At 73.8% G+C, this 11,352-nt stretch carries 10 protein-coding genes; 5 read left to right on the forward strand and 5 right to left on the reverse strand.

All coding sequences use genetic code 11. The features are described 5' to 3' along the window. Positions 1 to 30 precede the first annotated feature (30 nt). Positions 31 to 1,029, forward strand: coding sequence for a COX15/CtaA family protein (locus amrb99_RS13980; RefSeq protein WP_190856369.1), 999 nt, complete (start codon positions 31 to 33; stop codon positions 1,027 to 1,029). Between the two features lie 13 nt (positions 1,030 to 1,042). Here amrb99_RS13980 and polX read toward each other — a convergent pair whose 3' ends face one another. The 5 genes from polX to amrb99_RS14005 all read right to left on the reverse strand — a co-directional run bounded on the left by polX (position 1,043) and on the right by amrb99_RS14005 (position 6,542). Beyond that, complete coding sequence (polX, locus tag amrb99_RS13985) at positions 1,043 to 2,773, reverse strand: DNA polymerase/3'-5' exonuclease PolX (RefSeq protein WP_190856370.1); 1,731 nt, start codon at positions 2,771 to 2,773, stop codon at positions 1,043 to 1,045. A gap of 105 nt (positions 2,774 to 2,878) precedes the next feature. Next, positions 2,879 to 3,718 carry a proteasome subunit beta gene (gene prcB, locus amrb99_RS13990; RefSeq protein ID WP_190856371.1) on the reverse strand — a complete coding sequence of 280 codons (840 nt, stop codon included), beginning with the start codon at positions 3,716 to 3,718 and terminating at the stop codon, positions 2,879 to 2,881. Between the two features lie 158 nt (positions 3,719 to 3,876). Next, positions 3,877 to 4,812 carry an EamA family transporter gene (locus amrb99_RS13995; RefSeq protein ID WP_241755538.1) on the reverse strand — a complete coding sequence of 312 codons (936 nt, stop codon included), beginning with the start codon at positions 4,810 to 4,812 and terminating at the stop codon, positions 3,877 to 3,879. 3 nt (positions 4,813 to 4,815) lie between these two features. Continuing rightward, a complete protein-coding gene (locus tag amrb99_RS14000; protein WP_190856372.1) occupies positions 4,816 to 5,619 on the reverse strand; it encodes an ABC transporter permease in 804 nt (267 codons plus the stop codon). Further along, the gene (locus amrb99_RS14005; protein WP_190856373.1) at positions 5,616 to 6,542 is read right to left on the reverse strand and encodes an ABC transporter ATP-binding protein; all 927 of its coding nucleotides are present in this window, start codon (positions 6,540 to 6,542) and stop codon (positions 5,616 to 5,618) included. Before amrb99_RS14005 ends, amrb99_RS14000 begins: the two co-directional genes overlap by 4 nt. Positions 6,543 to 6,746: 204 nt before the next feature. Between amrb99_RS14005 and argF the strand changes: the two genes are divergently transcribed. The 4 genes from argF to amrb99_RS14025 all read left to right on the forward strand — a co-directional run bounded on the left by argF (position 6,747) and on the right by amrb99_RS14025 (position 11,243). After that, on the forward strand, positions 6,747 to 7,748 hold the full coding sequence (gene argF, locus amrb99_RS14010) for an ornithine carbamoyltransferase (protein ID WP_190856374.1): 1,002 nt from the start codon (positions 6,747 to 6,749) through the stop codon (positions 7,746 to 7,748). A 36-nt stretch (positions 7,749 to 7,784) separates the two neighbouring features. After that, on the forward strand, positions 7,785 to 8,720 hold the full coding sequence (gene arcC, locus amrb99_RS14015; RefSeq protein ID WP_190856375.1) for a carbamate kinase: 936 nt from the start codon (positions 7,785 to 7,787) through the stop codon (positions 8,718 to 8,720). A gap of 91 nt (positions 8,721 to 8,811) precedes the next feature. Beyond that, complete coding sequence (locus tag amrb99_RS14020) at positions 8,812 to 10,275, forward strand: amino acid permease (protein ID WP_190856376.1); 1,464 nt, start codon at positions 8,812 to 8,814, stop codon at positions 10,273 to 10,275. After that, entirely contained in the window at positions 10,272 to 11,243 is a 972-nt protein-coding gene (locus amrb99_RS14025) for a universal stress protein (protein ID WP_190856377.1), read from the forward strand. The genes amrb99_RS14020 and amrb99_RS14025 overlap by 4 nt, the downstream gene beginning before the upstream one ends. The last annotated feature ends 109 nt before the right edge of the window (positions 11,244 to 11,352 follow it).

The raw sequence follows: 11,352 nt of genomic DNA on the forward strand, positions 1-11,352 counted from the left end.
GGCACGGGAGGGCGGCCATACGATTGACGCGTGGCTGAGCGAAAGTCGTCGACGAACCCGCTGATCCGTGCCTGGGACGCCGTGTGGCACCCCACCCCCGGGTCGGTGCGGCTGCTGGCGCTGCTCGGCGTCGTCGGCAACGTGGTGATCGTGGTCAGCGGCGGCCTCGTCCGGCTCACCGAGTCGGGGCTCGGCTGCCCGGAGTGGCCGCGCTGCTCGGGCGACAGCCTCGTCCCCACCCGCAACGCCGATCACCACGCGTTCAACATGGCGGTCGAGTTCGGCAACCGGCTGATCACCTTCGTCGTGCTGGCGATCGGCGTGCTGGTGTTCGTCGCCGCGCTGCGCCTCGTCCCGCGCCGCCGCGACCTGGTCTGGTGGTCGCTCGCCCAGCCGATGAGCGTCGTCGCGCAGGCCGTCATCGGCGGCATCGTCGTGCTCACCGACCTGAACCCGGCCGCGGTGTCGGCGCACTTCCTCGTCTCGCCGGCGCTGCTGGTGTTCTGCGTGGCGCTGTGGGTGCGCGCCGGCGAGGGCGACGCCCCCGCCCGGCCCCTCGCCGGGCCCTGGACGCGCCGCCTCGGCGCGCTGCTGCTGGTCGCCTCCGCGGCCGTGCTCGTCGCGGGCACCGTGGTCACCGGCACCGGCCCGCACGCCGGGGACGCCTCGTCCCGCCGCTACGGCTTCAACATCCAGGACGTGGCGCGCATCCACGGCGAGCTGGCGTGGGTCACCATCGCGTTCACGATCGCCGTCACCATCGCGCTGTACCGCACCGGCGGCCCCGCGGCCGCCAAGCGCCGCGCGTGGGAGCTGATCGCGCTGATCGTCGCGCAGGGCGCCGTCGGCTACACCCAGTACTTCCTGGGCGTCCCCGCCGGGCTGGTGCTGCTGCACATGCTCGGCGCGGTGCTGATGTGGATCGCGGCGTTCCGGCTGTTCTTCGCGCTCCGCGACCGCGGCCCGATGCCGGAGGCGCGGCCGCGCGCGGTGCCCGCCCGTCCCGCCGAGGCCCCTCAGCCCGCCTGAGCCCCGCCGCCGCTCACCGCGCGCCCTCGTCCTTGCGGAGGAAGGCGCGCAGGCGCTCCAGCGGCCAGGTGTTGATGACGTCGTCGGGCGTGAGCCATCCCCGCTGGGCGGTGCCGATCCCGTAGCGGATGTTGCGGTGGTGCCCGAGCGAGTGCGCGTCGGTGTCGACGGAGAACCGCACCCCGAACCGCTTCGCGCGGCGGATCAGGTCGGCGGGCAGGTCGAGCCGGTCGGGGAACGAGTCGATCTCCATCGCCGTGCCGGTGCGGGCGGCGGCCCGGAACACCTCGTCCCAGTCGGCGTCCACCGGCGGGCGGCGGCCGATGCTGCGCGCCGTCGGATGGCCGATCACGTGCACGTGCGGGTTCTCGCAGGCGCGGACGAGCCGCCGCGTCATCTCCGCCTCGTCCTGGGTGAAGTGCGAGTGGACGGACGCCACGCAGATGTCGAAGCCCGCGAGGAAGCCGGCGTCCCAGTCGACGCCGCCGTCCGGGTCGATGTTCAGCTCGGTGCCGTGCAGCAGGACCAGGCCGGGGTAGCGCTTCTGCAGCTCGCGGACCCGCTCGCGCTGGGCGAGCATCTTCTCGTCGGTCATCCGCTGCATGAACAGGTTCGGCGCGTGGTCGGTGATCGCGTAGTACTCCAGCCCCCGGTCCGCGGCGGCGGCGACCATGTCCTCCAGGGAGGCGATGCCGTCGGTGAGGTCGGTGTGGCTGTGCAGGTCGCCCCGCAGGTCCTCGACGGTGACCAGGCGGGGCAGCTCGTCCTTCAGCGCCGCCTCGATCTCCCCGGTGTCCTCGCGCAGCGCCGGATGGATCCACGGCAGGCCGAGCCGCTCGTAGACCTCGTCCTCGGTCCGGGACACGATCAGGTCGCCGGAGTCGGCGTCGAACAGCCCGTACTCCGACAGCTTCAGCCCCGCCTTCACCGCGATCTCGCGGGTGCGGATGTTGTGCGCCTGCGAGCCGGTGAAGTACTGGAGCGCCGCGCCCCACGCCTCCGGCGGTACGACGCGCAGGTCGACCTGCAGGCCCCGGTCGGTGCGGATCGAGGTCTTCTTGTCGCCGCCGACGATCACCTCGGCGACGAGCGGCAGCGCGGTGAACGCCTCCATGATCGGGTGCGGGTCGGTGGACGCGGCGAGCACGTCGACGTCGCCGATCGTCTCGCGCATTCGGCGCAGCGAGCCCGCGTGCGCGCACCGCTCGACCTGGGGGAGCGCCGACAGCGCCGCGACGACCTCGTCGGCGACGCCCGCGGCGGCGTCCAGCAGGACGCGCTCGCCGGAGCTGCGCATCAGCTCGATGCCGCGCAGGATGTTGTCCTCGGTCTTGGCGCCGAAGCCCTTCAGCCCGCGCAGCCGGCCCGCCTTGATGGCCTCGGCCAGCTCGTCCACCGACGAGATGCCGAGCTCCTCGTAGACGGCCAGGGCCTTCTTCGGGCCGAGCGTCGGGATCGCGGTGAGCGCGCGGACGCCCGCGGGGATCTGCGTGCGCAGCTCCTCGACCTGCCGGATCGTGCCGGTGGTGGTGTAGTCGAGGACCTTCTTGGCGATCGCCTCGCCGACCGTCGGGATCTTGCGCAGCCCGGCCAGGTCGAGCTCGGAGATGTCGTCGGGATGACCCGCGATCGCCCGCGCGGCCTTCTCGTACGCCCGGATCTTGAAGGCGTCGCCGCCGGTGATGGAGAGGAGGTCGGCCAGTTCCTGGATGAGGGCTGCGGCCTCGTCGTTCGCGCGTGCCATAAGGCCGAGTCTATGAGCCGGGTACGACGTTCCCGGAGCCGGCGGGGTCACAGAGCGCAGTCGCCATCGCGACGCTCCGTGTCGCCCCGCCGTCCCGGCGGCGGATCAGCGCAGCGGCGCGACCGGGCCGTTCGGTTCGCGCATCCGGCCCTCCAGCACCTCCGCGGCGATCGCGGAGACCTGCTCCTCGGGAAGCTGCCGGTAGCCGTCCGCGGTGACGGCCGCGATCGTGGGGTAGATGCGCCGGGACAGGTCGGGCCCGCCGGTGGCCGTGTCGTCGTCGGCCGCGTCGTACAGGGCCTGGACGCACACCGTCGCGGCGTCCTCCACCGACAGGTCGGGCCGGTACAGCTTCTTCAGCGCGCCCAGCGCGTAGGGGGAGCCGGAGCCGTCGGCGTGGTAGTCGCGGGCGAGCTGCGGGGCGCCGGTGATGTCGTAGGTGTAGATCCGGGCGTCGTCGGTGTCGGGGTCGTACCCGGCGAACAGCGGGACGACCGCGAGCCCCTGCATGGCCTGGGCGAGGTTGGCCTGGATGACGGCGCCGAGCCGGCGGGCCTTGCCGGGCAGCGACAGCGGGACCGTCTCCATCTTCTCGTAGTGCTCCAGCTCCACCTGGAACAGCCGGACCATCTCCAGCGCGAGCCCGACCGTCCCGGCGAACGCCACCGCGGAGTACTCGTCGGCCCGCTGGACCTTGTCCAGCTCGCGGTAGGCGATCCGGTTGCCCTGCGTGGCGCGGCGGTCCCCGGCCATCATGACGCCGCCCGGGATCGTCAGCGCGAGCACGGTGGTGCCGTGCGGCAGCTCGGGGACGGTCCCGGCGTCCGGCACCCGGTTGACGGGCAGCAGGTCGGGCGAGTGGTGGCGCAGGAAGTCGACGAACGACGCCGGTCCCGCCTCGAAGAACTCCGGCGGCAGTCCCTGGTCATCGGTCCGGCCGGTCACGGCGGCTCCTCTCTGCTGGGTGTGCTGCTCGGGTGGTGCTGGTGCTCCTGCAGTGATCCTTCCACCGATCCTGCCACGCTCGCCCACCCCATGCCCCGTCGCGGCGGGGCCGATTCGCCCGGGACGGCCGTCGGCGGCGAGCCGGCGGGGAGGCGCCCTCAGACCTCGGGGGCCTCCGGCGGCTCCTTCCGGCTCCGCGTGGCGCCCGCGCAGGCCACGATGACGCAGGCGATCGCGACCCACTGCCGCCCGCTGAGCACCTCGCCGAGCACGACCACGCCCACCAGCGCGGCGACGGCGGGCTCCAGGCTCATCAGGATGCCGAACACCCGGGCGGGCACCCGCCGCAGCGCCTCCAGCTCCAGCGAGTAGGGGATCACCGACGACAGCAGCCCGACGCCGAGCCCGATCAGCAGCAGCCACGGGTCGAACACGGCGCCGCCGCCCGCCGCGATCCCGCCCGGCAGCATGACCAGCGTGCCGATGACGCTGGCGAGGGCGAGGCCGGTCGTGCCCGGGATCCGCCGGCCGGTGGCGGCGGTCAGTAGGATGTAGCACGCCCAGCCGACCGCGGCGACCAGCGCGAACGCGATCCCGGCGAGGTTCACGTGCCCGCCGCCCCGGGCGAGCATCAGCACGCCCGCGCCCGCCAGCACGACCCACAGCAGGTCCCGGGGGCGGCGCGAGCCGACGATCGCGACCGACAGCGGCCCGAGGAACTCGATGGTCACCGCCACCCCGAGCGGGATCCGCGACAGCGACTGGTAGAACGCGAAGTTCATGATCGCCAGTACGAGCCCGTAGCCCGCGGCGAACGCCAGGCTCGTCCAGGAGTGGTCGCGCAGGATCGTCCGCAGCCCCCGGCGGGCGAGGAAGCCCAGCACGAGCGCCGACGCCAGCAGCCGGATCGACACCACCGACGTCGGCGGCAGCCGCTCGAACAGGTGCTTGGCCAGACCCGCGCCGACCTGCACGGACACGATGCCGAGCAGGATCATCGCGGGCGGCGGCACCGAGCCGAGCGACAGCGTGCGGGCACGCCGGGCCGCCCGGCCCGCCGCGCCGTAGGACCCGGGGGCCTCAGCGAGTGCCAACGATCACTCCCAGCGGAAGAAGCGGGCGGCGAGGGCGAGCCCGGCGGCCGCCCACACCGCGAGGACCAGCAGCGGCTTGCCGGGGAACGCCGCGCCGTGCTGCAGCACCTGCCGCAGCCCGTCGGCGAGCGCCGAGATCGGCAGCAGCTCCAGCACGTCCCGGACGGCGCCGGGGAACTTGTCGAGGGGGAACACCACGCCGCCGACGGCCAGCAGCAGGATGTAGACCAGGTTCGCGGCGGCGAGGGTGGCCTCGGCGCGCAGCGTCCCGGCCATCAGCAGCCCGAACCCGCTGAACGCGGCCGTCCCGAAGAGCAGCAGGACGACCACCGAGACGGGGTCGCCGTGCGGGTGCCAGCCGAGCGCCAGCGCGACCGCGCACACCACGACCGCCTGAAGGATCTCGACGGCGACCACCGACAGCGTCTTGGCGGCGATCAGCCCGCCGCGCGGCAGCGGCGTGGCGCCGAGCCGCTTGAGCACGCCGTAGCGGCGCTCGAACCCGGTGCCGATCGCCTGCCCGGTGAACGCGGTGGACATCACCGCGAGCGCGAGGACGCCGGGGGCGAGGAAGTCGACCCGGCGGCCGGAGCCGAGGTCCAGCAGCGAGGTGGCGCCGAACAGCGTCAGCAGCACCACGGGGATGATCAGGGTGAGCAGGAGCTGCTCGCCGTTGCGCACCACGGCGCGGAACTCGTAGCCGGCCTGCGACAGGATCATCCGCGGCAGCGGGACCGCGCCCGGCGCGGGCGACAGGTCCAGCGCGGCCGGCGCCGCGGCGGGCGTCGCCGCCGGTGTCGTGGTCATGAGCGCAGCTCCCGTCCGGTCAGTTCGAGGAAGACGTCCTCCAGCGTGCGGCGCTCGATCCGCAGGTCCTCGGTCATCACCCCGTGCGAGGCGCACCAGGCGGTGACGGTGGCGAGCAGTTCCGGGCTGACGTCGGCCTCGATCAGGTAGTGCCCGGCGGGCGACTCCTTCGCGGCGCTCCCGGCGGGCAGCGCCGACAGCAGCTCCTCCAGCCCGAGGCCGGGCCGGGCGCGGAAGCGCAGCTGCCGCTCGGCGCCTGTGAGCTCCGCCGGGCCGCCCTCCGCCACGACCTTGCCGTGGTCGACGATCACGACCTTGTCGGCGAGCCGCTCGGCCTCCTCCATGTTGTGCGTGGTGAGGACCACCGAGACGCCGGCCTCGCGAAGCTCCTCGATCAGCTCCCAGGTGGCGTGCCGCGCCTGCGGGTCGAGGCCGGTGGACGGCTCGTCGAGGAAGACCAGCTCGGGCCGTCCGACCACGGCGACCGCGAGCGACAGCCGCTGCTGCTGGCCGCCCGACATGCGGCGGAACGGGGTGCGGGCGTGCTCGGTGAGGCCGAGCCGCGCCAGCAGCGCGGCCGGGTTGAGGGGCGTGGCGTGGAACGAGGCGACCAGCCGCAGGAACTCGGCGGCCTTCGCGGTGCCCGGAACGCCGCCCGACTGCGGCATCACCCCGACGCGGGGCTTGAGCGCCCGCGCGTCGGCGACCGGGTCCAGGCCGAGGACGCGGACGGTGCCCGCGTCGGCGCGGCGGAACCCCTCGCAGATCTCGATCGTGGTGGTCTTGCCCGCGCCGTTCGGGCCGAGGAGCGCGGTGACGGCGCCCCGGGCGGCGCTGAACGACAGGCCGTCCACGGCCGTCGCCGTGCCATAGCGCTTGACGAGCGCGTCCAGCTCGACGGCGCCGTCTCCGGGGGTTGTCATGGCAATGAGTTTAGGTCCGCCGCGGGACGGCTCCGCGCGGGGTGCCGCCGGTGCCGGGTGAAGGCCGGGTAAAAGCGCCGGGCGGGTCCGGGGAGCCCCGGACGGCCCTGGTTTCGCCCGGCGGGGCGAGGGGAAGCTCTCGGCCTGTCACCGGGGGCGGGGCCGGTGGCCCGACGGGCACGCCGAACGGGGGACCGGGGACCGATGGCCTACAACCTGCGCGGGCGCAGCCTCACCCGCGAGCTCGACCTCGCCCCGAAGGAGTTCGGCTTCCTCATCGACCTGGCCGCCGAGTTGAAGGCCGCCCGCTACAGCGGGACGGAGCGGCGCCGCCTGGAGGGCCGCAACATCGCGCTGATCTTCGAGCGGCCCTCGACCCGGACGCGCTGCGCGTTCGAGGTCGCCGCGCACGACCAGGGCGCCCACACGACCTACCTGGACCCGGCCGGCTCCCAGATCGGCTACAAGGAGTCGATGAAGGACACCGCCCGCGTGCTGGGCCGCATGTTCGACGGCATCGAGTACCGGGGCTCGCGGCAGCACTACGTGGAGGAGCTGGCCGAGCACGCGGGCGTCCCGGTGTGGAACGGCCTGACCGACGAGTGGCATCCGACGCAGATGCTCGCCGACATGCTCACCATGCGCGAGCACAGCGACAAGCCCCTGCGCGACGTCACGTACGCGTACCTGGGCGACGCGCGCAACAACATGGGGCACTCGTACGTGGTCGCGGGGGCGCTGCTGGGTATGGACGTCCGGATCGTCGCGCCGAGGACGCTGTGGCCGGACGGGAGCACGGTCGTCGACCCGGCCAACGCGGTCGCGGCGCGGACCGGCGCGGAGATCACCATCACCGAGGACGTGGCGCAGGGCGTGCGCGGCGCCGACTTCGTCCTCACCGACGTGTGGGTGTCGATGGGCGAGCCCGCGGACGTCTGGGACGAGCGCATCACGCTGCTCAAGCCGTACCAGGTCGACTCCGAGGTGATGCGCGCGACCGGGAACCCGGACGCGAAGTTCATGCACTGCCTCCCCGCCTTCCACAACCGGGAGACCGCGCTCGGCGAGGAGATCTTCCGCCGGACCGGCCTGGCGGCGCTGGAGGTCACCGAGGAGGTGTTCGAGTCGGACGCCTCGATCGTGTTCGACGAGGCCGAGAACCGGATGCACACGATCAAGGCCGTGCTGGTCGCGACGCTCGGCTGAGCGCCCGCCGGGCCGGGGCCGCGGGGGAGGGGGGAGATGCGCGTCGTCGTCGCGCTCGGTGGGAACGCGCTGGTCAAGCGCGGGGAGACGCCGGACGCCCGGCTCCAGCGGGCCAACGTGGACCGGGCCGTCCGGGCGCTCGCGCCGCTCGCCGAGGAGCACGAGCTGATCGTGACGCACGGCAACGGCCCGCAGGTCGGGGTGCTGGCGCTGGAGAGCCAGAACGACGGCCGGCTGACCCGGCCCTACCCGCTGGACACCATCGGCGCGGAGACGCAGGGGATGATCGGATACTGGCTGCTGCAGGCGCTGCAGAACGCGCTGCCCGGCCGCCAGGTGATGGCGATGGTCAACCAGACGCTGGTGTCCGCGGTGGACCCGGCGTTCCAGAACCCGACCAAGTTCGTCGGGCAGGTGTACGAGCGGGAGGAGGCCGAGCGGCTGGCCGCCGAGTACGGCTGGACGGTCCGCCGGGACGGGGAGCGCTGGCGCCGCGTGGTGCCGTCGCCGAAGCCGCAGCGGGTGATCGAGACCCGGCTGATCCGGGAGCTGGTGCGGGCCGGGACGGTCGTGGTGTGCGCGGGCGGCGGGGGCGTCCCGGTGTTCCGCAACGACGTCGGCCGGCTGGAGGGCGTCGAGGCGGTGATCGACAAGGACCACACCGCGTCGGTGCTGGCCGAGACGCTGGACGCGGACGCGCTGCTGATCCTCACCGACGTCCCGAACGTCATGCGGCGCTACGGGACGGACCGGCAGGAGGCGATCCACCACACCACCCCGTACGAGCTGCGCGGCGAGGAGTTCCCGGACGGGTCGATGGGTCCGAAGGTCGCCGCCGTCGCCGGGTTCGTGGAGCGCACCGGCGACATGGCCGCGATCGGGCTGCTGGACGAGTGCGTCGACATCCTCGCGGGGACCGCGGGCACGATCGTGACCCCGAACGCGACCTGGCCGCTGGCGAGCACCCTGTGACCCGGCTGATCGTCGTGACGCGGCCGACCATCGGGACGCACGCGGCCACTGCGACCATGGTGACCGCCACCGCGCCGCGCCGGAGCGGCCGGTGACCGCCGGGGCGGGCCGCGGGTCGTTCGCGCGGTCGCTGGTGCGGACCAAGCCGGTCGACCGGATCGTCGCCGAGGGCGGGCATGGCGAGGGCGGCGAGCTGCGGCGCTCGATGAGCCTGCTGCAGCTGACCCTGTTCAGCGTGGGCGCGACCCTCGGCACCGGGATCTTCGTCGTGCTGGGGGAGGCGGTGCCGAAGGCGGGCCCGGCGGTGGTGCTGTCGTTCGTGCTCGCCGCGGTGACGGCGCTGTTCTCCGCGCTGTCCTACGCCGAGCTCGCCGGGACGATTCCGGTGTCCGGCTCGTCCTACTCCTATGCCTACGCGACGCTCGGCGAGCTGGTGGCGTGGGTGTGCGGGTGGTGCCTGCTGCTGGAGTACGCGGTCTCGGTGTCGGCCGTCGCGGTCGGCTGGGGCTCCTACCTGAACGAGTTCTTCGACAAGGCGGTCGGCGGCACGATGCCGGCCGCGATCAGCAACCCGCCGGGTGACGGCGGGCTGGTCAACGTCCCGGCCGTGGTCGTGGTGCTGATCGCCGCCCTGCTGCTGCTGCGCGGCACGTCCGAGAGCGCCCGCGCCAACACGGTCATGGTGTTCCTGAAGATCGCCGTGCTGCTGTTCTTCTGCGCGGTCGCCTTCACCGCGTTCCACGCGGGCAACCTGACCCCGTTGGCGCCGCTGGGATGGGCGGGCATCAGCGCCGCCGGGTCGAAGGTGTTCTTCTCCTACATCGGGTTCGACGCCGCGTCCACCGCCGGCGAGGAGGCGCGCAACCCGCGCCGCGACCTGCCCCTCGCGATCGTCCTGTCGCTGGCGATCGTGACGGCGGTGTACGTGCTGGTCGGGCTGGCCGCGGTCGGCGCCCTGCACTGGACCCGGTTCTCGCTCAGCGGGTCGGAGGCGTCGCTGGCCCTGGTGCTGGACGAGGCGACCGGCCGGGCGTGGCCGTCGATGATCCTGTCCCTCGGCGCGGTGGTCGCGATCGCCAGCGTCGTCCTCACCGTCATGTACGGGCAGACCCGCATCCTGTTCGCGATGTCGCGGGACGGGCTGGTCCCGCACGTGTTCCAGCGGGTCAGCCCGGGCCGGGCGGTGCCGGTCGCCAACACCGTGATCGTCGCGGCGTTCATCGGGGTCCTCGCCGCCGTGATCCCGCTCGGCCGGCTGGTCGACGCCACCAGCATCGGCACGCTGTTCGCGTTCGCCCTGGTCAGCGTGGGCGTTATCGTGCTGCGCCGGACGCGGCCGGACCTGCCGCGCGGCTTCCGCACGCCGTTCTACCCGGCGACGCCGCTGATCGGCGTCGCGCTCTGCGTGTACCTGATGGTCGGTCTCGGCAGCGTGACCTGGATCGTGTTCGCCCTGTGGACCCTCGCCGGGCTGGTCGCCTACTTCCTGTACGGGCGCCGCCATTCGCGCCTGGCGATCGAGGCGTCCGGCATCCCCGGGAAGGAGCCGCGATGAGCGGGGCGAACGGGCCGGACGCGCCGGACGGGCTCGCGCTGCGGATCCTCGCCGGGTACTCGCCGGACGAGCGGGGCGGCGACGCGCTGGCGCTCGCCGCGCTGGTGCTGCGGGGCGTGGCGGCGCCGCGCAGGGTGGCGGACGTCCGGCTGACCGTGGCGAACGTGCATCCCCCGGCCTGGCCGGCGCGCGGGCCGGGCTCGGTCGACGCCGAATGGGTCGGCTACCTGCGGGAACAGGCGGCCGACGCGCTGGAGCGGGCGGCCGGGCGGCTGGCGGAACTGGGCGTGCCGGGCCGGCGCACCGACCTGCGGGTGCACGCGCACCGGGGCAGCGGGCGCGGGCTGATCGAGGTGGCCGCGGAGACCGGCGCGGACCTGATCGTGATCGGCTCCGCGCCGCGCGGCCGGCGCGGGCGCGTCGCCATCGGCAGCACCGCGGACCAGTTGCTGCACGGCTCGCCGGTGCCTGTGCTGCTGGCGCCGCGCGGGTACGCGGTCCACGCACCCGACCAGTTCGAGCGGCTGACGGTGGCGTACTGGCGGGCGCCGGAGGCGGACGGCCCGGTGGAGGCGGCCGCGCGGACCGCCCGGACGCTGGCCCTGCCGGTGCGGCTGGTCACCCTCGTCCTGCGGCCGCCGGGGCTGGCGGCCCGGTTCCGCAACGCCGACGACGTCATGGCACGGCAGCTGGACCGGGCGGAGCGGGACCTCGCCGACGCCGCCGAACGGCTCACCGGGATCGCGGGCGAGGGGACGCTGGTGGGGACCGAGGCGGTCGCCGGAACGGGGACCGCCAACGCGCTGGCCGCGGTGGATATGCTGCCGGGTGAGCTGCTGGCCTGCCCGTCCAGCCACGACGGGCCGCTGCGCAAGGTCTTCCTGGGCGAGGGCTCCGGCAAGATCGTCCGGGCCGCGCCGTGCCCGGTGCTCGTCCTCCCGCGCGGGGCCGCGGGCGCTTTCGCCTGACGAGAAGGCCAAGGTTAGGTAAGGCTAACCTGCGTGAGCGAGGACATTCCCGTTCCGGTGTTTCGGGGGAAGCAATTACGGCACACTGATGTTGTGAAAAACGTGAGCG

It is taken from the genome of Actinomadura sp. RB99 (assembly GCF_014706005.1).
Lineage (GTDB): Bacteria > Actinomycetota > Actinomycetes > Streptosporangiales > Streptosporangiaceae > Spirillospora.